This is a genomic window from Cupriavidus sp. KK10, from assembly GCF_018223725.1.
Classification (GTDB): domain Bacteria; phylum Pseudomonadota; class Gammaproteobacteria; order Burkholderiales; family Burkholderiaceae; genus Cupriavidus; species Cupriavidus necator.
In genome coordinates this window covers 2,393,301-2,417,715 of sequence record NZ_CP073677.1, presented here as the reverse complement: position 1 = coordinate 2,417,715, position 24,415 = coordinate 2,393,301, and the positions used below count along the sequence as shown (strand labels likewise).

18 protein-coding genes are annotated in these 24,415 nt (G+C 64.2%); 12 read left to right on the top strand and 6 right to left on the bottom strand.

The genetic code is table 11. The features are described 5' to 3' along the window. Window positions 1–58 precede the first annotated feature (58 nt). Window positions 59–733, top strand: a complete 675-nt coding sequence (locus KB879_RS11620) for a heavy metal response regulator transcription factor (protein ID WP_153954030.1) — start codon at window positions 59–61, stop codon at window positions 731–733. Continuing rightward, window positions 730–2,136 (top strand): heavy metal sensor histidine kinase, encoded by a 1,407-nt coding sequence (locus KB879_RS11615; protein ID WP_211981364.1) that lies wholly within the window; start codon window positions 730–732, stop codon window positions 2,134–2,136. Before KB879_RS11620 ends, KB879_RS11615 begins: the two co-directional genes overlap by 4 nt. Window position 2,137: 1 nt before the next feature. On the opposite strand, the gene KB879_RS11610 is transcribed toward KB879_RS11615, so the two are convergent. The 5 genes from KB879_RS11610 to KB879_RS11590 form a co-directional block, all read right to left on the bottom strand. Next, window positions 2,138–2,353 (bottom strand): hypothetical protein, encoded by a 216-nt coding sequence (locus KB879_RS11610; protein ID WP_153954031.1) that lies wholly within the window; start codon window positions 2,351–2,353, stop codon window positions 2,138–2,140. Between the two features lie 114 nt (window positions 2,354–2,467). After that, a complete protein-coding gene (locus tag KB879_RS11605; protein ID WP_211981362.1) occupies window positions 2,468–4,015 on the bottom strand; it encodes a class I adenylate-forming enzyme family protein in 1,548 nt (515 codons plus the stop codon). A gap of 68 nt (window positions 4,016–4,083) precedes the next feature. Then, window positions 4,084–4,593, bottom strand: coding sequence for an acetone carboxylase subunit gamma (locus KB879_RS11600; RefSeq protein WP_153954033.1), 510 nt, complete (start codon window positions 4,591–4,593; stop codon window positions 4,084–4,086). Between the two features lie 23 nt (window positions 4,594–4,616). Continuing rightward, a complete protein-coding gene (locus KB879_RS11595) occupies window positions 4,617–6,941 on the bottom strand; it encodes a hydantoinase B/oxoprolinase family protein (protein WP_153954034.1) in 2,325 nt (774 codons plus the stop codon). Between the two features lie 11 nt (window positions 6,942–6,952). Then, window positions 6,953–9,097 carry a hydantoinase/oxoprolinase family protein gene (locus tag KB879_RS11590; RefSeq protein ID WP_153954035.1) on the bottom strand — a complete coding sequence of 715 codons (2,145 nt, stop codon included), beginning with the start codon at window positions 9,095–9,097 and terminating at the stop codon, window positions 6,953–6,955. Between the two features lie 439 nt (window positions 9,098–9,536). Here KB879_RS11590 and KB879_RS11585 point away from each other — a divergent pair, with 439 nt between their 5' ends. From KB879_RS11585 to ggt, 7 genes are all read left to right on the top strand, one after another. Next, entirely contained in the window at window positions 9,537–10,070 is a 534-nt protein-coding gene (locus KB879_RS11585; RefSeq protein WP_371827400.1) for a lecithin retinol acyltransferase family protein, read from the top strand. 338 nt (window positions 10,071–10,408) lie between these two features. Next, entirely contained in the window at window positions 10,409–12,358 is a 1,950-nt protein-coding gene (locus KB879_RS11580) for a sigma-54-dependent Fis family transcriptional regulator (RefSeq protein WP_249221285.1), read from the top strand. Window positions 12,359–12,520: 162 nt separating this feature from the next. Further along, window positions 12,521–13,468: a LysR family transcriptional regulator gene (locus tag KB879_RS11575; protein WP_211981360.1), complete on the top strand. Its 948-nt coding sequence runs from the start codon at window positions 12,521–12,523 to the stop codon at window positions 13,466–13,468. A gap of 197 nt (window positions 13,469–13,665) precedes the next feature. Next, window positions 13,666–14,145 carry a (2Fe-2S)-binding protein gene (locus tag KB879_RS11570; protein ID WP_115213844.1) on the top strand — a complete coding sequence of 160 codons (480 nt, stop codon included), beginning with the start codon at window positions 13,666–13,668 and terminating at the stop codon, window positions 14,143–14,145. A 20-nt stretch (window positions 14,146–14,165) separates the two neighbouring features. Further along, on the top strand, window positions 14,166–16,484 hold the full coding sequence (locus tag KB879_RS11565) for a xanthine dehydrogenase family protein molybdopterin-binding subunit (RefSeq protein WP_211982177.1): 2,319 nt from the start codon (window positions 14,166–14,168) through the stop codon (window positions 16,482–16,484). Between the two features lie 304 nt (window positions 16,485–16,788). Then, complete coding sequence (locus KB879_RS11560; RefSeq protein WP_371827411.1) at window positions 16,789–17,781, top strand: tripartite tricarboxylate transporter substrate binding protein; 993 nt, start codon at window positions 16,789–16,791, stop codon at window positions 17,779–17,781. 144 nt (window positions 17,782–17,925) lie between these two features. Next, entirely contained in the window at window positions 17,926–19,533 is a 1,608-nt protein-coding gene (ggt, locus tag KB879_RS11555) for a gamma-glutamyltransferase (protein ID WP_211982173.1), read from the top strand. Between the two features lie 129 nt (window positions 19,534–19,662). Here the strand turns inward: ggt and KB879_RS11550 are convergent, their stop codons facing one another. Next, a complete protein-coding gene (locus KB879_RS11550) occupies window positions 19,663–20,418 on the bottom strand; it encodes a sulfite exporter TauE/SafE family protein (protein WP_153954040.1) in 756 nt (251 codons plus the stop codon). 310 nt (window positions 20,419–20,728) lie between these two features. Here KB879_RS11550 and KB879_RS11545 point away from each other — a divergent pair, with 310 nt between their 5' ends. The 3 genes from KB879_RS11545 (at window position 20,729) to KB879_RS11535 (ending at window position 24,405) form a co-directional block, all read left to right on the top strand. Next, the gene (locus KB879_RS11545) at window positions 20,729–21,697 is read left to right on the top strand and encodes a tripartite tricarboxylate transporter substrate binding protein (protein ID WP_153954041.1); all 969 of its coding nucleotides are present in this window, start codon (window positions 20,729–20,731) and stop codon (window positions 21,695–21,697) included. Between the two features lie 11 nt (window positions 21,698–21,708). Further along, complete coding sequence (locus KB879_RS11540) at window positions 21,709–22,821, top strand: DSD1 family PLP-dependent enzyme (RefSeq protein ID WP_211981358.1); 1,113 nt, start codon at window positions 21,709–21,711, stop codon at window positions 22,819–22,821. A gap of 129 nt (window positions 22,822–22,950) precedes the next feature. Then, the gene (locus KB879_RS11535; protein ID WP_153954042.1) at window positions 22,951–24,405 is read left to right on the top strand and encodes an amidohydrolase family protein; all 1,455 of its coding nucleotides are present in this window, start codon (window positions 22,951–22,953) and stop codon (window positions 24,403–24,405) included. Window positions 24,406–24,415 lie beyond the last annotated feature (10 nt).

Here is a 24,415-nt window from a genome sequence, read left to right as displayed (position 1 = left end):
CGGCGGGAATATGATCGCGGCATGTAATACAGACGGCGGCAACAGGGAGCGCAAGACAATGAAGATCCTGGTAGTGGAAGACGAGCCCAAGACGGCGGCATACCTGCGCAAAGGCCTGACGGAATCGGCCTTCGTGGTGGATGTCGCGGTGACGGGTGCCGATGGGCTGCATCAGGCCATGGAGCATGCTTATGACCTGATCATCCTCGACGTCATGCTCCCCGGGATGAACGGCTGGGACCTGCTCAAGCAACTGCGCGAGCACAAGGACACGCCGGTGTTGTTCCTCACCGCCCGCGACGACCTGGAGGACCGGGTGCGCGGCCTGGAGCTGGGCGGCGACGACTACCTGGCCAAGCCGTTCGCGTTCGTGGAGTTGCTGGCACGCGTGCGCACATTGCTGCGGCGCGGGCCCTTGCGCGAAGCCGACCGGATCGAGATCACGGACCTGGAGATCGACCTGATTCGCCACCGGGTTACCCGTGGCGGCCAGCGTATCGACCTGACGCCGCGTGAATTCGCGCTGCTGCACTTTCTTGCGCGCCGGCATGGCGAGGTACTGAGCCGTACCCAGATTGCGTCGCACGTGTGGGATATGAACTTCGACAGCGACACCAACGTGGTCGATGTTGCCGTGCGGCGGCTGCGCGCCAAGATGGATGACCATTTCGCGCCGAAGCTGATCCACAGCGTGCGCGGCATCGGCTACGTCCTGGAAGCGCGCCAGTCGTGAAGTCAGCCGGTTCGCTCACCGCGCGGCTCGCGCTGGCCTTTGCGCTGATTGCGGGGGGCGCCTTTGCCGGGGTCGGGCTATACCTGTATCACGCGCTGGCCATGCAGATCATCGAGCGGGACGACGCCGAACTGCTGCGCAAGGCCGCGCGCGCCCGCGCCGAACTGGCCGAGACGGGCGGGAGCAACGCCGAGCGATGGCGCGAACTCGGCGGCGTGGTCGCCGGCAATGCCGAGTACGGCTTGCTCGCCAGCGCGCCCGACGGCACGCCGCTGGTGGCAGCGGGAGCAGAGCCGGGAGTGCCGCCCGAAGCCCCGTTGCTGCCGCCGGGCGCGCCGCTCGGGCCGGCATCGATTCGCGCATGGAGCGGCGCCGACGGACTGCCTGTGCGCGGCATCTCGATGCTCGCGCACGCCGGCGCGCAGCCGCTGCCGGTGCAAGTCACGGTCTACCAGGTTGCTGTGTCGCGCATGGCACTGTTGCGCGCCTACCGTTGGAAGCTGGTCCTGGCGACGTGCCTCGGTGCCCTGGCGGCGGGCGGGCTTGGCTATGCCGCCCTGCGCACCGGCATGGCGCCATTGCGTCGCATCGCCGCCGGCACCCGGGCCGTGACCTTCACCAGCGGAGCGCTGCCCGTCGATCCGTCGCTGCTTCCCGCGGAACTCAATGAGCTGGCGCTGGCGTTGCAGCACATGATCGAGCGGCTGCGCGAGCGCTACGAGCGCTTGTCGCAGTTCTCCGCGGACCTGGCGCATGACTTCCGCACGCCTATCAATAATCTGCTCGGACAGACGCAAGTGGCGCTTGCCAGCGACCGGTCGGTGGAGGAATACCAGGCGCTGCTGGTGTCAAACGTGGAAGAATACGAACGCCTTGGACGCATGATCGAGAACATGCTGTTCCTGGCCCGCGCCGACAACGCGCGCGTGGCGGTGCGCTACGCCGAGCTGGACCTCGCCACCGAGCTGGAGCGGCAGGCGGACTACTTCGAGCTGCTGGCGGACGCCCGGGGGATCACCATCCTCGTCGATGCGCGGGGCCAGGTCCATGCGGATCCCGCGCTGCTGCGGCGCGCCGTCGGCAACCTGATCTCCAATGCCGTTCGGTACGCGCCCACCGGCACACAGGTGCGCCTGTGGGCGCGCGAGATGGGCGCGCAGGTGCGGATCGAGGTGTCGAACCCGGGCCCGGGCATTGCCGCGGAGCATTTGCCGAAGCTGTTCGACCGGTTTTTCCGTGCGGACCCGGCCCGGGCCAACTCCGGCGAGTCATCAGGCATCGGGCTCGCCATCGTCAAGACCATCATGGACCTGCACCATGGCACCGCGCAGGCGGAATCGACACCGGGGCAGGTGACCTGCTTCCGGCTGGTCTTTCCGGGCCGCGCGGAGCCGGGCCAATGATTCAGGTCTGCGCAGGCAGGTGGGCGCCATCGAGGTAGGGATCGCGCGCGCTGTTGTTGGCGCCGTCCGTGAAGGGGTCGCGCTGGCGGTGGACCTGGTCGGCGGTGGTCCCGTTGGCATCGTTGGCGGGATCGACAGCCGCTGAGGCAAAGGGCGCTGCGGAGCCCAGTACCGTGAGTAACACGGCGGCAATGAGGATTCGGCGGGTAGGCATCATGACACTCTCCTGTTGACTTGCGCGGCGCGCGGATCGTCGCGCCGTGCAAAGCAGTCTATGTATCCGATGCCAACCGATGCATTGCTGCTTGATGACAGAGTTGTAAGTCTCGGCCTACGCAAGCTGCCAGCGCCACGTCCTGGCATTCGCCTGTTCGCCACCTTGGGCCAACAGCTCCCGTAGCGCGGTCTTGAGTACCTTGCCGTTGCTGTTCTTCGGCAACGCATTGACGAACAGATAGGCTTTCGGCCGCTTGAATCTGGCGATCCGGCGCAGGCACCACTGATCCAGTTCGGACTGGGTCATCCGCATCCCGGCCTTCAGCACGACGACGGCTACCACTTCCTCTCCCCAGACGGGATGCCTGCGGCCGATCACGGAGACTTCAGCCACCGCGGCATGGGCGAGCAGGGCGTCCTCCACCTCGCGCGGGTAGATATTGGAGCCACCGCTGATAATCGTGTCCTTGCTGCGGTCCTTCAGCGTGAGCTGCCCCTGCTCGTCCACGCACCCGACATCGCCGGTATGCAGCCAGCCATTGCGCAGCGTCGCCACACTGGCCTCCGGGTTGTTCCAATAGCCTTGCATCACGGTGGGCCCGCGCACCAGGACTTCACCGACTTCCCCCACCGGGAGCGCACGGTCCCCGGCATCGGCGATGCGAATCTCCACGCCGGGCAGGGCATGCCCGACCGAAGCCAGCGCCTTGAGGTCGCCGACGGCGTAGGCGCGGCCGATTTCGTGGGACGACTGGGCGGTGATGGTCATCGGACTTTCGCCCTGGCCGTAGATCTGCGCGATGCGGGGGCCCAGGCATTCGACTGCGGCGATCTCGTCCTCCACATAGAGGGGCGCACCGCCACAGACTACGACCTTGAGATTGGAGACGTCGGCCCGGGTCCGGCGTGCGTATTCGACCAGGCGGTTGAGCATGGTCGGCGCAGCGAAGACGCTCGGGCGCTGGTGTGCGGCGACGAGGCCCGCCAGTTCGCCGGCGTCGAAGCCGCCTGAAGGTGGGACCACCTGACTCGCACCTTCGGCCATGTGGGGGACCAAGTAGAGTCCCGACCCATGGGACATTGGCGCCGCGTGAATCAGGCTGTCGCCTGGAAGGATGCGGGTGACCGCGCTGGCATAGGCGTGGGACATGGCGCCTAGATTGCGGTGCGAGAGCATGACCCCTTTGGGCTTGCCGGTCGTGCCGCTGGTATAGAACAGCCAGGCGAGGGCGTCTTCGGACACATCGGTGACCGGCATGCCGTGTGCCGCAAACAGGGCATGATAGTCGGTGGAACCGACCACGATGGTCCGGGCGCCAGACACTGCTTCGGCATCGGCGGCGAAGCTGACGCGGGCGCCGCTGTCGTGCAGGATGCCCTCGATTTCGCGCGGATGCAGCCTGGCGTTGATCGGCACGGCACACAGGCCGGCATGCCAGATGCCATACAAAAGCTCGACGTACTGCGGGCAATTCTTCATGACCAACGCGACCCGGTCCCCGGCCTGCAGGCCGAGCCAGTCACGCAGGCCGCAGGCGCAGCGTGCCACGCGGTCGGCGAGTTGCTCGAAGGTACATAGCCGCTCGGTGCCGAGATAGAGCGCTGCCTGATCGGGATAGGCGCGGGCCGTGCGGACGAGCATTTGCGCAAGGTTGGGGTTCATGCTGCCTCCCTTCTTAACCGGTGTCTGCGGGGGGCAGGCAGCGCCTGCCCCCGCTCTTCACGCTGCGATCAGTCCGGGGCGCGCTCCGGAACCGTCAGGTGCACCCATTCCTTATAGAAGGCCTCGATGTCCGGCTCGAAGTCATGGATCACCGGATACCACGGGGTGGGTGCTTCGACGTCGTGCATGGTGCCGCACGCCGGGCAGTAGTACTCACGATAGACCTGCCACTGGGTGTCGGGGGCCATGAGCCTGGGATAGACCTCGGTCATTGCCTCCTCGGTGTCGCGCACGTAGATCGAGGCATGCAGCTTCCAGTTCTCGCGGTAATCGCAGAACTCATGGCCGCAATCGCACTTGACCAGCCACTTCATGTTGCTGGCCGATTGCACGATGTGCATATGCGGGCCGAGCGGAAGCACGATGCGGTCCGGAAAGCTCACCTTGGCCTGCAGGGCCGCCAGGTATTGCTCGAAGCGGCTGTCATCCTTGGGCATCGAGAGCATGCGGAAGGTGGTTTCCCAGTCCAGGGAGCCTTCGACGAGGTGGGCAACCTGTTCATTGGTGTAGGCAGACATTGTTCAGCTCCTTGATACGGTGATTACTCTTCGACCTGGACGACGGTGGTGACGTCGGGCAGCAGGGAGAGGTCCATGCGGTGCTTGGAACCGTAGGACGGCACGCCCAGGTCTTCCTCCAGCAACTGCCAGTCCGCGGGGAGGTTCCAGAATGCCTTGAATTCCCGAGTGAACTTCTCCGACAGTGCGAAGCTGGTGGCGAACATGTGTTGCACCTGGACGGATGCGTGCTTGTTGAGGATGCGTTCGCGCTCTTCCTTCATCCATTCGCGGGTGGGCAGGGACCGGGCCAGGCGTTCCTTGCGGATCTCGGCACGGCGAGCCTGGGTTTTGCCTGCATCTACCGTGAATACGCCCTTGGCGTCCTGGGTGAAGACGGCGCCATAGACCTTCTGCGCATATTCCGGGAGCAGGAACTTCTGGTTGAGGTCCGTTTCGATGGCCTTCGGATCCCGGTCGATCGGGTCACCGAAGCCCGGGCCCCCGCGCAGATAGTTGAGGTACAGGTCGTGGTTGGCGTAGCAGTCCTCGGTGGTGATGCACTGCTTGTCACGCTTGACCACGGCAGTGGCATCGATGTGGCGCTCGTAGTCGGGGTTGCCCGGATCGATGTCGCCGCCCAGAGGCAAGGAGTCGCCGATGGCGATGCGCTTGTCCAGCCCTGTCTTGTGTGCCTCGAAGCGGTAGCCGGTGGCTGAGGGATAGCCGCCCATCATGCCCCAGTCGCTGTTCATGAAGCCGTTGCCCATGAAGAACATGGTCCAGTCCTGGGCGTTCCACACCATGCGCAGCGTCTCGAAGCCGCAACCGCCACGGTACTTGCCATACCCGCCGGAGTTGGCCTTGACGTTCCGGCCAAGGTAGAGCAGTGGCTCGGCCATCTCCCAGATCTCAATGTCGCCCATGTCGCCTTCCGGGTTCCAGATCGCGGCGGCGTGGTTGAGGCCATCCTTGACCGCGCAGGCACCGGTGCCGCAGGAGCTGGCCTCGAAGCTGTTGACCGCGTGGATCTCGCCGTCCTGGTTGATGCCGCCACCTTGCAGCCAGTTGGAGGTGTTGGCATTACCGGCGTTGACCTCTTCCAGATAGCCGCGGCTGAAATAGGACTGGGAAAGACCGCGCCACAGGGCCGCCCAGCCGGAGACCAGGAAGTGCCAGGCGTAGGCGTGGCCGGTGCGGCGGTCATCCGGGTTGCACCAGGTGCCCTTTGGCAGGCGGAACTCGGTGGCAAAGTAGGCACCGTCGTTGATGCGCTGGGTGGGCACCAGGGTCTGGCACATCATCACCCAGATGCCGGAAGTAAATGCCACCTGATGGGCGTTGAATGTATGCCAGCCCCAGCGGCTCGCGCCTTCGAAGTCGAGGCGCCACTTGCCGTCCGGCTTGATGGTCATCTCCACCGGCGAGTGCATGATGGAGTCGAGCTTGGCGAAGGCGTTGGAGACCTGCACGTCGTCATGCTTGTAGGGCACGTCGACAAAGGAGACCTTGCGGTACTTGCCCGGCAGGGTCATGGCCTTGATACGGCTCTGCAGTCCGCGGCGGCCTTCTTCGATGACCTCGTAGGTGAATTTCTCGTAAGCCTCGATGCCGTCGGCACGAATCACCTCCTCCACCAGTTCGCGGATCATGTGGCAGCCGGCGATGCGGGTCTTTTCGTCGAGGATCCAGTACTTGGGCGTGCGCACCGAGCGCTGGGACTCGTGCAGCCAGTCGCGCAGCGGCTCGTCGTTCACGCCGGTTTTGCGGCAGGTGATCATGTAGCCGTCGCCGAAGCGCTGGGTCTGTCCGGTGGACATTGAGCCCGGCGTCACCGAGCCGGTGTCGATGACGTGGGTGACGCCGCCCACCCAGCCGATCAGCCGGCCCTTCCAGAAAATCGGGACGATGGTGGCGATGTCGCAGGGGTGGACGTTGCCGATGGCGCAGTCATTGGTCGTGAACATGTCGCCAGGGTTGATGCAGGGGTTGGCTTCCCAGTTGTTCTCGATCATGTACTTGATCGCCGCGCCCATGGTGCCGACGTGGATGATGATCCCGGTCGAAGTCAGGACGCAGTCGCCGGCGGCGTTGTAGAGCGTGAAGCAGAGTTCGCCTTCCTGCTCGACGATGGGGCTGGCGGCGATCTTCTTGGCAGTCTCGCGGGCATGCACCAGGCCGCCGCGCAGCTTGGAGAACAGCTTCTCGTAGCCGATCGGGTCGCCGTCACGGAATTCCAGCTTCTCGAGGCCGTTGTAGTGGCCCGTGGCCTTGGTGCGCTCGATGATGCCGTCGCGGTGCTGCTTGAGCGTCTGGCCGTTCTGCAGCAGGTCGGCGAAGCCGACTTCTTTATTACTCATCATGTTCATGGCGGGTCTCCTTACTTCACTTCCTTGAGATGGAACAGGCGGTGCTTGTCGATCGTGGTTTCGAAGCCGTCTGGCACGACGAAGGTCGTGGCGTCGGATTCGATGATGGCGGGACCCACGATGTGATTGCCGGCCTTGAGGGCTTCCATCTTCCAGAGCGCGGCATCCACCCACTTCTTGTGGCGGTAGAAGGGACGAGTGCCGAGATAGGCTTCCCTGGGCGGCGTCGGGCCGGCATCCGGGTCTTCCGGCAGCACCGGCTTCTGGGTCACGACGGTGCCGCGCAGGATGGCGCCGGTGATCGAAAAGCCCAGTTCCGGCGAGCGGGCGGAGCTCGCGTAGACGCGGCCGTAGGTGTTCTCGAAGGCCTCGACGATCTGGTCCCAGTCCGCGGCGGTGGCGGCGCGGGTCACCGGCGAGACGATTTCGAGGTCGTTGAGCTGGCCCATGTACTGCATCTTGTAGCCGGGGATCAGCAGCACGTCCTCGGGCTTGTAGCCGTTGAGGACGAATTCCTCGATGACCTTGACTGCCAGTTCAGACCAGGCTTCCTGCAGGCTCTTGCAGGCGGCTTCCTTGTCGGCGTCGGGGGCGTGCTGGGCGACACCAAGGTCCACTGACTTGTCGTAGCGGTACTCGAAGTCGGCGCAGGCGCAGCCGAAGGCCGAGAAGCCGGCCGCCCAGGCCGGCACGACGACGTCCTTGAAGCCGACGCCCCCGGTGTAGCCGTAGGTGTGCACCGGGCCGGCGCCGCCGTAGGAGAAGCAGGTGAATTCCGCCGGGTTGTAGCCCTTGGCACTGATGTTGGCGCGCAGGTACTCGGAGAGCGTGAGATCGAGCAGTTCGATGACGCCGGCGGCTGCATCCTCGACCGACAGGCCGAGCGGGTCGGCGATCTGGGCCTTGATGTGGTCGCGCGCGCGCTGCACGTCGAGCTTGATGGCACCGCCCAGGAAGTTCTCCGGGTTCAGGTAGCCGAGCACGACGTGGCAGTCGGAGACCGACACCGTGTCGAGGCCGCTTTCCGGCCAGCAGGTGCCGACGCGGTAGCCGGCGCTGTCGGGGCCGAGCTTGATCGACTTGCTGTAGGGGTCCAGGCGCACGAAGCTGCCGGCGCCGGCACCGACCGAGTCCATCGCCACCAGGGGCAGCGAGAGGACCAGGCGGGCCATGTCGGGGTCGGACTTGATGGCGAAATTGCCCTTGGTGATCAGGGCCACGTCGAAGCTGGTGCCGCCGATGTCGGAGCAGGCGATGTTCTCGTCCCCCAGGTATTCGCCCAGCAGCTTGGAGCCAATGACGCCGCCGATGGGACCGGAGACGATCGTGCGCGCGAGCTCCTTGGCCTTCCAGCTGATGGTGCCGCCGTGCGTGGCCATCACCCGCAGGTCGAACCTGGCGCCATGCTTCTTGAACCGGTCGCTCACCTTCTTCAAGGTCTGGCGCGAGGGTTCGGCGCCATAGGCCTCGAGGATGGTGGTATTCATGCGGTGGCTTTCCTTGCGCGACGGGTAGTAGTCCACCGAGGCGAAGACGGGGATATCCACCTTCAGTTTTTGCAGCTCGTCCCTTACCGCATCCCGGGCGCGCTGCTCGCTCGATTCGTTCTTGTGGGATTGCAGCAGGCAAATGACGATGGCTTGCGAGCCGGCCTCCACCAGTTCCCGGGTAGCCTGGCGGACCTCGTCTTCACGCAGGGGGATGACCACCTTTCCCTGCACGTCGGTACGTTCGGTGACGCCGCGCGTGCGCGAGACGGGCACAAGAGGCTCGTCGTAGCGGTGCGTGTTCAGGTGAATGCGGTCCTCCAGGGCATAGCCCAGATAGCTCTGCAGCGCGCGGCCCATCGAATGGATCTGCTCGAAGCCGCGGTTGCAGATGAGGCCAACGGCAAGGCCCTTGCGCATGAGAATGCGATTGAGCATGGCCGTTCCGGAGTAGACGCAAGTCACCAGTTCCGGATAGACATCGTCCACGGTCCGGTCCCAGTGGGCAAGGGCGTCTTCGGAAGAGTTGAAGATGGCAAGGGATTCGTCGCCGGGATTGCTCTGCGCCTTGCCGACCACGAAGCGGCCATCGGAGCGCACAAAGAATGTGTCGGTCATCGTGCCGCCAGCATCGATGCCCATCACCTGTACGGTGGACTGCGGTTGCATACTGCCTCCTGTCGTTGGTGTAGTCATGGTGGGAGTTCCCCACGACCCAACCATGGCAAGGCCTGTGCCAAGCGCTGGCTGGCACAGACGCGCAGCGCCGGTATGCAATGGAATCAACACGTTGCGGGCATTCCCCGGCCACTCCGGTGGTAGCAGGGGTGCCTGCCGTCGCTGTCCGGATTCACGACGCCCCTGCACAGTGGTGTCCGGGAACCGGACATCTTCTGGCCAGCGATTCGATGCGGTTGTCTTGCGGCGAGCCCAGGCTTTAGCGGCCGGGGGCATGCGCTGTTGCCCTGCGCGGATGGCGCCGGGCGTGGGGATGGGCCGCTTGCCTGTCGCCGCAGCGATGGTCTTTGACTTCCCTGTGCCCGGACACAGCGCTGGCACGACCTGTGCGCTGGTTTCCTGCGAATGGCAGCGAAACGTGGTGAAGTCCATGAAGAATTCAATGATGACAAGGCGCCTGCTGGTCGAAGCGGTTGCCGACACCGACCTGGCTCCCGGCGCCCATCTCGTCACCGATCGATTTGGGTACACGCATCATGGCGTCTATGCGGGCGCCGGCAAGGTCGTGCATTACGCGGGTCTGTCGCGGTCGCTGCGTCCGGCCCCGGTGCACGAGGTCACGCTCGAGGAATTCGCGAACGGGCATCCGGTGCGGGTCCGGCAAAGCCCCGGTGCCAGGTTCGCTGGTGTGGAAGCCGTCCGGCGCGCCTACTCGCGCCTCGGCGAGGATCGCTATCGCCTGATTTCCAACAACTGTGAGCACTTCTGCATGTGGTGCTTGTATGGCGAGAGCCGCAGCGATCAGATCGACCTCTGGAAGTCCTGGGCAAGCGATATGCTGGCTGCCTGCCGCAACGCCATCAGGCGGCTCGCGGACGCGCGCAGTGTGCCGGTGGTGCGAGCCGATTCCCGCTTCGGATTCGAGTGCGGGACGTTCGCGAATTCAACGCAATCCTCTTCCTGAGCCGTGCTCGTGCGACATGCATGGATTCCGGCACATCGGCCAACGATCAGACGGCCGCTACCTTCGTGGCGGCTACGGCTACGGCTACGGCTAACGAAACCGGACCTGTCGCGGGCGGACGGTTGGCACTGTCCGGTTTCCGGACACCTGAAGCGGCGTTGACCGGAAACCGGACACCTCCGATTGATTTGCTGCAGAGCACAAACTGTTGATTTCAAAGAGGTTGTTGACTTGGGGATAGCGCGGGCATACGGTTACTGCAGTCAATTGATAGTGATCGTTCCATGCCGTCTCTACATTGCAGCGCCCTGATCCCCCGCATCGGCGACGAACTGGTCGTGGCGTCGGCCTGGGAGCGTTTTCTGCAGGACCAGCCCGTGGAAGCGAAGGGGGTGCGAAGCGTTGTCCTCGCATCGTGGCAGCGGTGTCGGTCCGAGGCCGTTGATCCTGCCAAGCACTCCGCACCGGGGGCTGGCGCCGAGCATGTGCGCCAGTTGCAGCGCCAGAGCCGGGACCTGTGCGATGCCGCCAGGCCGGCACTCGAGAGCCTGCGCGAGATCCTGCGCGAATGCGGTACCCTCATCATGCTCTGCGATCCGGGCGGCACCATTCTGCTGCTCAACGGTGAGACCCGGGCCCGCAGCGTTGGCGAGAGGATCAACCTGGCAGCCGGCGGCTGCTGGAATGAGGACGTGATCGGCACTAATGCCATCGGCACCGCGATCGCCACCGCCGCTGCGGTTCAGATCCATGCCAACGAGCATTTCTGTGTGGACGTCAAGAACTGGACCTGCGCCGCGGCGCCCATTCTCGACCCCTTTGGCGGCACCCTGCTGGGCGTGGTGGATGTCTCCGGCGTCAAGGAAACCTTCCATGGCCACACCCTGGGCCTGGTGGTGGCCGCCGCCAGGCAGATCGAATGCGAGCTGGCCCGCCGCAGCGTTGCCATGCACGAGCGGCTGCTGACCCGATCGATCGATCATTTCATCCGCTACGCCAGCGACTTTGTGGTGCTCGTAGACAGCCGTGGGCGCGTTGTCCGTACCAACGGCAATGCGCAGGCGGCGCGCGAGAGCCATGACGTGCGGCTGCCCCTGGAAGCTGGCGCCCAGGTACCTGGACTCAACCTTGCACTGCCCGATATCGACCGGAGCTGCCAACGCCCGCAATGGCTGCGCCCCGAATGGCTGCACCCGGTGAAGGACCATGACGGCATGCTGGGTACGATGCTGGTGATCCCACTCGAGGCGCGCCAGCATCAGGGCGCGGTATCGTTGCCGACGGCTACGGCACCGATGGCAGCCAACGATGCGTTTGGCGAGATCGTCGGGTCAAGCGAGGTCCTGGTGGCGACCAAGGCGCGCGCGCGACGTATCGCACCACTCGATCTGCCGGTACTGCTGCTTGGCGAAACCGGATCCGGGAAGGAACTCTTTGCCCGGGCGCTTCATCGGGCGGGTAACCGCCCCGACGGTCCGTTCGTTGCCGTCAACTGCGGCGCTTTTACCCGTGAGCTGCTGGCCAGCGAACTCTTCGGCTATACCGACGGCGCTTTTACAGGCGCCCGCCGTGGTGGCCTTCCGGGCAAGTTCGAGCAGGCCGACGGCGGTACGTTGTTCCTGGACGAGGTTGGCGAGATGCCGCTGGACATGCAGCCCCACCTGTTGCGCGTGCTGCAGGACGGCGTTGTGGTCCGCCTGGGCGATACCCGCGAGCGGCGCGTCGCGGTGCGCGTCGTCGCAGCCACCAACCGTGACCTGCAGAAGGAGATCGCAGCCGGGCACTTTCGCGAAGACCTGTACCACCGCCTCTGCGTCGTCAGCCTGCTGCTACCGCCGCTGCGCGACCGGCCCGGCGATATCGAGGCAATCATTGCGCATCTCAACGGCAAACTGGCGCGCAAGTATGGCTGTGCGCCCAAGCAGCTCGAGCCCGCCGTGTGGCAGGCGCTGCTGCGCTATCGCTGGCCGGGCAACATACGTGAACTGCACAATGTCTTCGAGGTGATGTTCGCGCTCAGCGAAGGCCACATCATCGATACTCCTCTGTTGCCCCCGGGCATCGCGCAGATGCCAAAGGACTCAGTTTCCATATCCACCTCGACGTCACTGCCTGTTCCGCGCGGTCGCCTTGAGGAAGTGGAAAGACAAGCGATACTCGATGCGATCGCGAATTCCCACGGCAATATGTCCATGGCCGCCCGGACACTGGGAATTTCGCGGAGTACGTTGTACGTCAAACTGGCCGCGATCCAGTCCGGGCCTGGCAGTTCAGGCGCCGGCATGTAGCGGGTCGATTGGCCCGCGGCGTGGCATCCTTGCGCCGCTATCGCATCGCCGGGTGCCAACTCGCGCCGGTGAAGCATCGCATCGTCCGCACTTATACTCCACGATTTGGAATATGCGCGCCAGCCGGGACGCGAAGTTGCCGGCCGGGATCGCCGAGGGTGCATGCTGAATCGACTCGAAATGCTCAGGATTTTCTGCGTGACCGCGGAAGCGCCTTCCTTCAAGGCGGCTGCAGCTCGTCTGAGCACCTCGCCCCAGACCGTCACGCGCGCGGTGAAGGAGCTGGAAGACCTGGTGGGGGAGCCCCTGTTCCACCGCAATACGCGTAGTGTGCGAATCACCGCCGCGGGAGAGCGGCTGGCCGAACGCGCACGTCAGGCATTGAGCGATGTTGACGGCCTGTTCGCCCAGCCTTCGGCCCGCGCCGCGACTGAGCTGAGGGGCGCCGTGCGAATCACGGCCCCGTATACGCTTGGCCGCGAACACCTGCTGCCGGCCCTGCGGCAGATTGCGCTCGACCATCCGGGCCTGATGCTCGACCTGCGGCTGTCGGACCAGGTTGCCGACGTGGTGGACGAGGAAATCGACATCGGCGTGCGTCTCGGCATGTTTCGCGACCAACGCTTCGTCGCCCGCATGACCGGGCGGATTTCGTTCCATGTGGTAGCGACGCCAGAGCTGGTGGCGCGCGCCGGCAGCCCTACGGTCCCCGCCGATCTCCATAGGCTGCCGACCACCGGCCTGGTGGCCGGCAGCACCCGCCGACCCTGGCCCTGGTACTTCGCGCAGGACGAGCAGTTCATTCCCCGCGCCCCGGCGTTCCTCACGGACGACCCGCAAACGGAGCTCGGCGCAGTGCTGTCCGGCCTCGGTTATGGCCAGCTGCCGGACTACCTTGCAGGCGCGTACCTCCGCACTGGCCAGCTTGTCAGCGTGCTGGAAAAGCACACGCCGCAGCCATGGGGCCTCTACGTATTCCGTCCGCGGCGGGCGCCGGTACCCAAGCGCGTGCGGCTGGTGTTCGATGCACTGGTTGCGTATTTCACCGATCCCGACCTGTTTCCCGGCAGCGGACAGGGTGGCAGGCGCAGAGCGTCCGGCGGAGCGTAGGCGGCGCGCCTGCCATCGCGGCATCGCTGCCGCGCCGGCCGTCTTCCGGGCAAAAGAGGAATTCCGACGCCTGGAATTGTGAATTCCCAAAATTCTCATTCCGGGGGCGCCGTGCGCGCACCAGAATCTCCGTTGCATTCGCCGCGTGCGGCCTTGTAAAGGCCGTCCGTTCCCACTGGCACGCCCTGCAAGAAGACATGAGAACAATCACCATCAACGGTAAGCCCCAGAAGATCGATTTGCCCGACGATGCGCCGCTGCTGTGGGCGGTGCGCGACCACCTAGGGATGACCGGTACCAAGTTCGGTTGCGGCATGGCGTTGTGCGGCGCCTGCACCATGCACCTGGACGGGCAGCCGATCCGCTCCTGTGTCACGCCCGTTTCCGCGGCGGCTGGCAGGAAGCTGACCACCATCGAGGGCCTGGCGGCCGATAAGGTCGGGCAGGCGCTGCAAGCAGCGTGGGAGCAGTTCGGCGTGGCCCAGTGCGGCTACTGCCAGGCCGGCCAGCTGATGTCCGCCACGGCGCTGCTGAAGGCCAACCCGCATCCCAGCGAAGCCGATATCGACGGCGCCATGAGCGGCAATATCTGCCGCTGCGGCACCTACACGCGCATCCGCGCCGCCATCCAGCATGTGGCGAAATCGAACGTGGCAGGCAAGGGGGGCGCCAAATGAAACCGGCACAAATGCGCGGGATGAGCGGTATTGAACTGGCAACGGCGCAGGACGCCGCCAATGGCGAGCCCGCATCGGCAGGTCGGCGCCGCTGGCTCAAGGGTATGGGCGCGATGACAGGACTGGCACTGACGGTCGGCATGGACGGCGTCGTGCTGGCGCACGAGGTCAAGAAGTACGGCCGTGACGCGATGCCCGGCGGCGCGGTGGACGATCCGCTGGTCTTCGTGCAGATCGGCGAGGACGGTCGCGTCACGGTCGTGTGCCATCGCTCCGAGATGGGGCAGGGCGTGCGCACCAGCCTGCCAATGGTGGTGGCCGACGAGCTGGAAGCCGACTGGGCCCGCGTGGCGGTGGTGCAGGCCCCGGGCGACGAAACGCGCTATGGCAACCAGAATACCGACGGCTCACGCAGCATCCGGCATTTCTTCGAGCCGATGCGGCGCGTCGGCGCCAGTGCGCGGCAGATGCTGGAAGCCGCCGCCGCCGCGCGCTGGGGCGTGCCGGTGAGCGAAGTGCAGGCGCGCAACCATGAGGTGGTGCATGCCGCGAGCGGCAGGAAGCTGGGCTACGGCGCGCTGGCGCGCGACGCGGCCCGCCTGCCCGTGCCCCCGGCCGCGAGTCTCAAGCTCAAGGATCCCGCCGCCTTCCGCTATATCGGCAAGGACAGCACACGCAATATCGATGGCCGCAATATCGCCACCGGCCGTGCGCAGTATGGCATCGACGTGCGCATGGACGGTCTGCTCTACGCCGTGATCGCCCGTCCTCCGGTCTTTGGCGGCAAGGTGGCCAGCTTCGACGCGGCGCAGGCCGAAAAGGTGCCGGGCGTGGTCAAGGTCGTGCCGCTTGCCGGCAGCCCGGCGCCGGCCCTGTTCAATCCGCTGGGCGGGGTGGCGGTGATTGCCACCAATACCTGGGCCGCCATCAAGGGCCGCGAGGCGCTGAAGATCCAGTGGGAGGACGGCCCCAATGCCGGCTACGATTCGGCCGCCTTCAGGACCAGCATGGAGGCGGCGGCCAGCCGGTCGGGCCGGGTGGTGAGAAACCAGGGCGACGCGATGGCGGCGCTGGCCGGCAGCGGCAAGCGGATCACGGCGCAATACTACCTGCCGCATATCGCGCACGCATCGATGGAACCGCCGGTGGCTACCGCAAAGGTGCGCAACGGGTCGTGCGAGGTGTGGGCGCCGGTGCAGGCGCCCCAGGCCACGCGCGAGACCGTGGCCAAGGCTCTCGGTCTCAAGCCTGAGAACGTGACCGTCCACGTGACGCTGCTGGGCGGCGGCTTTGGCCGCAAATCCAAGCCTGATTTTGTCGCGGAGGCCGCGCTGTTATCCAGGGCAATGGGCGGCAAGCCGGTCAAGGTGACCTGGACGCGGGACGACGATCTGCACCACGACTACTTCCACACCGTCTCCGTGGAGCATCTGGAGGCCATGCTCGGCCCGGACGGCAAGGCACTCGCGTGGCTGCACCGGACCGCGGCGTCATCGATCAGCTCTACGTTCACCGCCGGCGCCAGGTCGGAATCGGCGGTGGAGCTGGGCATGTCCGCGATCAATGTGCCCTTCGACATCCCCGACCTCCGGGTGGAGAACCCCGAGGTGGAGGCGCATACCCGCATCGGCTGGTTCCGCTCCGTGTCCAATATTCCGCATGCTTTCGCCGTGCAGTCATTTGCCGCTGAACTGGCTGCGGCGGCGGGCCAGGATCATCGCGACTACCTGCTGGCGCTGCTAGGGCGGGATCGCCGCATCGACCCTGGCCAGATGGGCGACACCTGGAACTACGGCGAGTCGCCGCAGCAGTATCCGCTGGATACGGGCAGGCTGCGCAAGACCATCGAAGTGGCCACGCGCGAAGCGGGCTGGGGCCGCAAGCTGCCGTCGGGCCGCGGCCTGGGCCTGGCGGTCTGCTACAGCTTCGTGACCTACGTTGCCGCGGTGGTGGAAGTCGTGGTTGGGCAGGACGGCAGCATCAGCGTACCGCGCATCGACGTTGCGGTCGACTGCGGTCCCCAGGTGAACCCGGATCGCATCCGCTCGCAGGTCGAAGGCGCTTGCATCATGGGCCTCAGCCTGGCCACCAGCGGCGAGATCACCTTCAGGAACGGGCGGCCACAGCAGGACAATTTCCACCAGTACGAGGTGTTGCGCGCGCCAGCCGCACCGCGGGAGATCCATGTGCACCTGCTGCCGAGCCGCTTCGACGTGCCGCTCGGCGGGGTCGGCGAGCCGGCGACGCCGACCATTGCGCCGGCGCTGTGCAACGCAATCTTCGCCGCCACCGGCACGCGCATCCGCACGCTGCCGATCCGGGACCAGCTCAAGGGCTGATCTGACCGGATCGCGCCGTCGTCACACGCATGCGATCGGCCGCCCCAGTGGGCGGCAGGTCCGGCTTGCCACTGTTTCGCCTCGCTACCCAAGAAGCTGACAGTGCGTTGTGCGTTCCCTCGCCGGCGTCGCCTTGCCGTCTCAGTTGCTCGGGCAGCGCTTCATGCTGCCTCAAAGTAGTTCTCATAGCCTGGACAAAATATCTACTATTGAATATATTGTCCAGAACCTTGGATTTCCGCCCGCCTGACACTGCCGGGATCAGGCTGCCCCGCGTGGGACAAACAAGGACACCGATGGAGGCATCTTGAAATCAGCATCCGCATCCGTTTCCCGTAGCGTGGCGTTCGCCGCCACGCTGATTGCCTGCCTGGTGTCCGGCGCGGTCTTCGCGCGGGATGGGTATCCAGGCAAGCCCATCACCATCGTCGTGCCCTATCCGCCGGGCGGCTCCAACGACATCTTCGCGCGCATCGTCGCCAAGGGGATCGGCGAGGAGCTCAAGCAAGCCGTCGTCATCGACAACCGCCCCGGCGCCAGCGGCAATACCGGCACCGGCATCGTCGCCAAGTCCGCCCCGGACGGGTATACGCTGGCCGCCGTGTCGTCCAGCATGACAACCAATGCCGCGGTGCAGGCCAAACTGCCGTTCGATGCAATCAGGAGCTTCGCGCCGGTGGCGATGTTTGCGCGAGGGCCGTTCATCGTCGCGGTCAACAATGCATTCCCCGCCAGGACACCGCAGGAACTGATCGCCGCGATCCGCGCCAATCCAGGCAAGTACAACTACGCCTCGTCCGGGCCGGGCGGCGTCAACCAGTTCGGCACCGAACTGCTCAAGGCCATGGCCGGCAACCTGCTCATCACGCATATCCCGTATCGCGGCATGCCCCCCGCCTTGACCGACCTGATGGGCAACCAGACGCAGTTGCTGATCTCCACCGGCCCGTCGCTGCTGCCGATGGTCCGCGCCGGCAAGGTGCGCGCCATTGGCATCACCAGCCTCAAGCCGAGCCCGATCGCGCCGGAACTCACGCCCATGTCCAGCGCGGTGCCGGGCTACGAGTTCGAGCTGTGGTGGGGCCTGCTGGCGCCGGCGGGCACGCCGCCGGCGATCGTCAACCAACTGAACGCCGCCGTCAATGCGGTCTTGTCCAAGCCCGAGATCAAGGCGGCGATCCTGAAAGAGGGCGCCGAAGCCAGGCCCATCACGCCGGCCCAGTTCGCCACCACCATCGCGCAGGACGTGGAGCGATGGAGGGCGCTTGCCAAGCGACAGAACATCGTCGTGGATTGATATGGGTCGATGCGTTTTCGCGTCGCCCGCAATGCCAATTGCCCGGAGAACAGCATTGCGCCGACTTTTTTTCAACCGCCATGCTTAGCTGAACGGCTTGCCGCCGCCAGACTTCGCGTGGGCTGCTATTTACACCAGGACAACATGCAATCGAATCAAGGTGCTTTCTGGACGTTCCCGTACACGTCGCAGCGTTTGCCGCTGGTCGCCGACAACGTCGTGACGACCTCGCAGCCGCTTGCCTCCGCGGCCGGCTTGCAGATGCTGCTGCGCGGCGGCAATGCAGCCGATGCGGCGCTTGCCACGGCAATCGCCCTGGCTGTGGTCGAGCCTTGCAACAACGGTATCGGCGGCGACGCGTTTGCACTGATCTGGGATGGCGACACATTGCATGGTTTGAACGGATCGGGCCGGGCACCGGCCGCATGGACGCGCGAGTATTTTTCAAAATACAAGGAGATGCCGAAGCGGGGCTGGGACTCGGTAACCGTGCCAGGCACCGTTTCAGCGTGGCGCGCCATGTGGGAGCGCTTTGGCAGCCTGCCGTTCGAAGACCTGTTCGAACCGGCGCTGCGCTATGCGCGGGAAGGTTATCTGGTTTCGCACAATGTCCACAATCAGTGGCAAAAACAGGTCGGCGAACTGATCGATCAGCCGGGCTACCGCGAAGCGTTTGCCCCCAACGGCCGGGCGCCGCTCCAGGGCGAGCGCTTTATTTGCCCGGGACAGGCAAAGGCACTCGAGCGCATCGCGCGCAGCAAGGGCGACGATTTTTACCATGGCGAACTGGCCCGTGCGATTGTCGACCATGCGCGCAATACCGGTGGCGCGATCACTGAAGCCGACCTCGCCGCGCATAAGGCGGACTGGGTCGAGCCGATCGGCATCCGCTACCGGGATGTTGAACTGTACGAGATCGGGCCAAACGGTCAAGGCATTGCGGCGCAAATGGCGTTGGGCATGCTTGAGCATTTCGATCTGAAGAGCCTGGATCAGGATAGCGCGCTGGCGATGCACTTGAAGATCGAGGCAATGAAACTGGCCTTTGCCGACTTGCATGAATACGTCGGCGATGTGGATCACATGACGGAAGTCACAGCGGCCGACCTGCTCAACCCGGCATATCTGGCACAACGCGCCAGGTTGATCGACCCCGAGCGGGCAGCGCCGGCCCGCACCGGCAAACCGCTTGGCGGCGGCACCGTCTACCTGACCACGGCGGATCGCAACGGCATGATGGTTTCGTTTATTCAATCCAACTTCAAGGGCTTTGGTTCGGGCGTGGTCGTGCCCAATACCGGCATCGCCTTGCAGAACCGCGGCTGGGGCTTCAACTTGCGTCACGGCCATACCAACGAGGTGGCGCCTGGAAAACGTCCATTCCACACCATCATCCCCGGCTTCCTGATGCAAAACGGCCGGCCGCTGATGAGCTTTGGCCTCATGGGCGGATCCATGCAGGCGCAGGGTCATATGCAGATGGTCTCCCGCATGGTCGATCACGGGCTGAATCCGCAGGCGGCAAGCGACGCGCCGCGCTGGCGCGTACTTGACGACAATCATGGCGTTACCGTCGAATGGAATATGCCGCAAGCGGTGATTGAAGGACTGATCTCGCGCGGGCATCCGATCACGGTTGCCAAACGCTTTGATACCGAGTTCGGCAGCGCCCAGGCGGCTCTGCGCCTGGAAAATGGCGGCTATGTCGCGGCAAGCGATCACCGCAAGGATGGCTATCCGGTCGGAATTTGATCGGCGGTCGAGCAGGAGCACCGAGCCGTCAGGCGCCTCACTCGACCGAGGCTGGCCCTCAAGAACTTTCGCTGCGCGAGCATTCTTTGGGGTGGCGTCGACGGCCTCGCTGTTGCTGCGACAGAAGCCCTACGCCAAACGCTGAAGCAAATGCGGGACGGACGATGTCAGCAACGCGACCCCGGATGCCGCGAGCAGGCTCAATACAATCTTGCGGAAGGTCGCTTCGGAAATCCCAACATACAGCCGGGCGCCCAGGATAGTGGGAATCAGCATCGCCGGCCCGACGATTCCGAGCATCGGCAGCATGGCACGTGTCACGAATCCCTTTTCCACGTAGATGGCCATGGTCACAAGCAGCAAGGCGAGATTGAAGTTCTGAATGATCGCACGCTGTTCATCCTTGTCGAATCCCCGCAACGAGCACCACAGTGTGGGAATCGTGCCGGTAAAGCCGCCGATGCCACCCATGATCCCGCCGATGCCGCCCACGATCCCGTCGGCCAGCCTCCCGCCCGCTGTGATCTTCGGCAGGTTTCGTACGGCAAGCATCGTCGGGCACCACAGCACCAGGAACGTACCGAGGAAGGCCTTGAAGAGTTGAAGGTCGAGCGACGGGAGAATCGCGACGCCAACGGGTATGCCAGCCAGGCCGCCGATCAGGAAAGGCAATAGCCTGCCCAGCTTGAATCCTCGGCGCATGGTTACCACGGCAATGATCTGCCCCGTTAGCGCCCCAAAAACCGCCATTGACGCGGCCAGCCTGGGATCCAGCGACCACGCCCAGAACGACATTGCAGTGAGACCAAAGGCGAAGCCCGAAAGCCCTTGTACGAAGCCAGCAACAATGGCTCCCAGTGCCACGACCAAGATTACCGGATCCATGCGTAAGGGCCTCTTTCCTATTGGGGCGTCATATGAGTGTCCGCAGTGACCAGCCTGGCGACATGGGACCTTATGAAGCAACGGTGAAGCGCGTGGTCTGCAGGCCGCAATCCATATTGGCCTTCGGGCGCGCGTTGCTCTGGGGCAGGGGGCTGGCGCGAGTTGTTCCGTTACTTCCTGCGTTGGTTGACATTCTATCCAGAACTGTATATTTTGTCTAGAACACAAACCGTAACCATGGAACTTCGATGGCGCAGGTGCTGCTGATGGAATGACTCGAAAACGCGAATCACGTACAGGAGATGGTCCAATGAGTTCCCGACGTTTTTTGGTGAAGTTTGTGTTAGCGCTGTGTGCAGCGTTGCCGGTTTCCGCCTTCGCGGCTTATCCGGACAAACCGATCAGGCTGATTGTGCCGTCGGCCCCCGGCGGTGCTCCGGATGCGTTAATGCGGGCCCTCGCTCCGCAGCTGGCACAGCAATTGGGCGTGTCCATCGTGATTGACAACAAGCCTGGCGGTTCCTATGTGATCGGCACCATGGAGGTGGTGAAGGCCGCGCCCGACGGCTACACGCTGGCTTACGGCAATATCGTCTCGCTGGCGACCAACAAGTCGCTGCTGCCATCGGTGCCGTACGACGTCGAAAAGGACCTGACGCTGATCGCCAACACGCTGCGCCTGTCCAACATGATGATCGTCAACGACAGTGTGCCGGTCAGGACCATTCCCGAGCTGATTGCCTATGCGAAAAAGAATCCGGGCAAGCTGGCCTTTGGATCGGATGGCAACGGCACCACGGCACATCTGGGCGTCGAACTCTTCAAGGCGATGACGGGCGTTAACATGCTGCATGTGCCCTATCGCGCAGCGACTTCGGCCGTCACGGACCTGATCGGCGGTGGCATACAGCTGATGATGATCAACACGCCGGTTTCCGCACCGATGGCCAAGGCGGGCAAGGCGCGGGCGCTTGGCGTCTCCTCGGCGCAGCGCCTGGCTGGATATCCGGAAGTTCCCGCGATCGCCGAATCCGTGCCCGGATTCGAGGTGTCGGCGTGGGGAGGCATCGTCGGCCCGGCCCACATGCCTAAAGACATCGTTACCCGCCTCAACCGCGAGATTCGCATCGCGCTGGAGAGCCCCGCCGTGCGAGAGCGATTCAAGCTGCTGGGGGCGGAAATCGCGCCCAGCACGCCTGAGGAGTTCCTGGACCTCTCCCGCCGCGAGACGGTCAAGTGGGCCAGGATCGTGAAATTCTCCGGTGCCAAGATCGATTAAAGGAAATCCCCGTGAGTCCCTGGAAAGCAGCCCAAATCGGCGACCCTGCCGTTGCCATCGATACACCCGCGCTCGTGCTCGACCTGGATGCATTCGAGCGTAATCTGAAGCGAATGGCTGACGCATTGCGCGGCCGGAACGTGCGTCTGCGTGCCCACGCCAAGAGCCACAAGTGTCCGGAGATCGCCTTGCGACAGATCGCATTGGGCGCTGTGGGAATCTGCTGCCAGAAGGTCAGCGAGGCTGCCGTGTTTGTCGAGGCCGGCGTTACCGACATCCTCATCAGCAACGAGATCGTCGGTGCAGCGAAAATCCGCCACCTGATGGAACTTGCCGGCTCTGCCCGCATTGGGGTTCTGGTCGATGATGCCTCGCAGATTCAGGCTCTGGCCGCCGCCGCACAAGCATCCGGGAAGAGCGTGGATGTCTATATCGAAATCGACGTCGGCGCCCATCGCTGCGGCATCCCTCCAGGTGAAGAAGCGGCGCATCTCGCAGAATTGATTGTCTCCTCACCGCTGCGCTTTGCCGGGCTGCAGTGCTATCACGGACCGGCCCAGCATCTGCGCACGCCGCAGGAGCGTACTGCCGCAATTCGCGATGCCGCTGAACTCGCGCTGTCGACAAAGAAAATCATCGAGGCACGTGGCATTCCGGTTGAGATTATCGCTGGCGCAGGCACTGGCACGTTCCTCCTCGAGCGCGACTCCGGCGTCTATAACGAGCTTCAGTGTGGCTCCTATGTCTTCATGGATCGCGACTACGGCGAAAATACGCGCGGGCCGGACGACATTCCCTTCGAGCATGCGCTCTTTGTCCTGACGACGGTGATGAGCAGGGCCACTGGCGAGAGGGCTATCGTGGATGCCGGCCTGAAGGCCTCCAGTGTTGATTCCGGCATGCCACTAGTGTGGAAGCGCAGCGATCTGAAATACCTGAAAGCATCAGACGAACATGGCGTAATTGCTACCCCCAGTCCCGCTTCAGTGGAGCTGGGAGAGAAACTGATGCTCATTCCCGGCCACTGCGATCCCACCGTCAATCTTTATGATTCTCTGGTCTGCGTACGCGATGGAAGGGTCGAAGCGCTATGGCCGATTGCGGCGCGTGGCGCTCTGCTCTGACTGCCATTGCCGATGGTCTGCGAGCACGATTGACATGCATTGATCGCGTCGCCGATCCCGCGACGCGATGCATCACCACACAGCCCGGCTTCCGGAGCAATTGATGAACACGATACCAGGGAGTACCCGATGAGTGAGCGTTATGACGTCATGATCCGCAATGCCTCGATTGTCGACGGAACGGGGGCTCCACGTTATGCAGGCGAGGTCGGTATCAAAGGTGACCGTATTGTGCGCATCGGCGATTTGCGGGGGGGCAGCGCAGCCACGGAAATCGATGCATCTGGCCTTGTGGTGGCGCCTGGTTTTATCGATGCGCACACGCATGACGACCGCTTGCTGCTCTCTGGTGGGGACATGGCTCCCAAGGTCAGCCAGGGTATCACTACTGTGATCGGCGGCAATTGCGGCGTTTCGCTGGCGCCGATGCCGCGGCAGATTCCCGATCCGGTCACCCCGCCGCTTAACCTGCTCGATGATGGCGGTGCGTGGTTTCGGTTTGCTGCCTTTGCGGAATACCTGGAAGCGTTGCGCGCCCAGCCCGCGGCAACGAATTGCGCCATGCTGGTCGGCCATACGACATTGCGGGTCGCGACGATGAATGATCTTTCCCTGCCGGCAAATCCGGACGAAATCGCAGCCATGCGCGCGCTGGTCGATGAAGCCATGCGCGCCGGCGCGATTGGCGTGTCAACGGGGCTGTTCTATGAACCGTCGATTGGGGCGCCAACGGAAGAAGTCATTGAAATATGCGAGCCGCTACGCGAGTACGGCGGAGTCTATTGCACGCATATGCGAAACGAGGGCGACCACATCATTCAATCACTGACCGAGACCTTCCGCATCGGTCGCGAAGTCGGTGTACCGGTCGTCATCTCGCATCATAAGCTGGTCGGCGTCAACAATTATGGTCGCTCCGCGGAAACGCTGAAGTTCATTGCTGAACATATGGAAAAGCAAGAGGTTTGCCTCGACTGCTATCCTTATCCGGCGTCGTCCACCATTCTGTCCGCGCATCGCGCACGTAATGCGACCCGGGTGACCGTGACCTGGTCAAAGCCCCTGCCACAGTATGCCGGCAAGGATCTGGCCGACATCATGGCCGAACTCGGTGACACACAGGAAGAGGTAGTCGACCGACTGTCCCCCGCCGGTGCGATCTACTACATGATGGACGACCGGGATGTGCAGCGCATCCTGGCCTTCGACCAGACCATGATCGGCTCGGACGGTTTGCCCCACGACGACTCTCCGCATCCGCGTCTTTGGGGAAGCTTCCCACGTGTTCTTGGCCACTACGGACGGTCCCTGGGCCTGTTTTCGCTTGAGACCGCGATCCATAAGATGACCGGACTGACCGCCAGGAATTTCGGGCTCGCCGACCGTGGGGTAGTGCGGGAGGGCGCCTTCGCAGACTTGACCGTTCTCAATCCCGAAACAGTTGGCGAGGGAGCGTCATTTTCCAGGCCGATTGCACCGGCCATAGGCATTGATACTGTGCTTGTCAACGGCAGCGTCGTGTGGCGCGATGGCAAGTCCAGCGGCGCGCGGCCCGGCCAGGTGCTACGGCGGGAGCGAGCGTAATCGCCGAGCC

Excerpts from the sequence above, each read along its gene's own strand:
- KB879_RS11620 (WP_153954030.1), top strand. The coding sequence starts at position 59 with ATGAAGATCCTGGTAGTGGAAGACGAGCCCAAGACGGCGGCATACCTG.
- KB879_RS11610 (WP_153954031.1), bottom strand. The coding sequence starts at position 2,353 with ATGATGCCTACCCGCCGAATCCTCATTGCCGCCGTGTTACTCACGGTA.
- KB879_RS11605 (WP_211981362.1), bottom strand. The coding sequence starts at position 4,015 with ATGAACCCCAACCTTGCGCAAATGCTCGTCCGCACGGCCCGCGCCTAT.
- KB879_RS11600 (WP_153954033.1), bottom strand. The coding sequence starts at position 4,593 with ATGTCTGCCTACACCAATGAACAGGTTGCCCACCTCGTCGAAGGCTCC.
- KB879_RS11595 (WP_153954034.1), bottom strand. The coding sequence starts at position 6,941 with ATGAACATGATGAGTAATAAAGAAGTCGGCTTCGCCGACCTGCTGCAG.
- KB879_RS11590 (WP_153954035.1), bottom strand. The coding sequence starts at position 9,097 with ATGCAACCGCAGTCCACCGTACAGGTGATGGGCATCGATGCTGGCGGC.
- KB879_RS11585 (WP_371827400.1), top strand. The coding sequence starts at position 9,537 with ATGAAGAATTCAATGATGACAAGGCGCCTGCTGGTCGAAGCGGTTGCC.
- KB879_RS11575 (WP_211981360.1), top strand. The coding sequence starts at position 12,521 with ATGCTGAATCGACTCGAAATGCTCAGGATTTTCTGCGTGACCGCGGAA.
- KB879_RS11570 (WP_115213844.1), top strand. The coding sequence starts at position 13,666 with ATGAGAACAATCACCATCAACGGTAAGCCCCAGAAGATCGATTTGCCC.
- KB879_RS11565 (WP_211982177.1), top strand. The coding sequence starts at position 14,166 with ATGAGCGGTATTGAACTGGCAACGGCGCAGGACGCCGCCAATGGCGAG.
- ggt (WP_211982173.1), top strand. The coding sequence starts at position 17,926 with ATGCAATCGAATCAAGGTGCTTTCTGGACGTTCCCGTACACGTCGCAG.
- KB879_RS11550 (WP_153954040.1), bottom strand. The coding sequence starts at position 20,418 with ATGGATCCGGTAATCTTGGTCGTGGCACTGGGAGCCATTGTTGCTGGC.
- KB879_RS11545 (WP_153954041.1), top strand. The coding sequence starts at position 20,729 with ATGAGTTCCCGACGTTTTTTGGTGAAGTTTGTGTTAGCGCTGTGTGCA.
- KB879_RS11535 (WP_153954042.1), top strand. The coding sequence starts at position 22,951 with ATGAGTGAGCGTTATGACGTCATGATCCGCAATGCCTCGATTGTCGAC.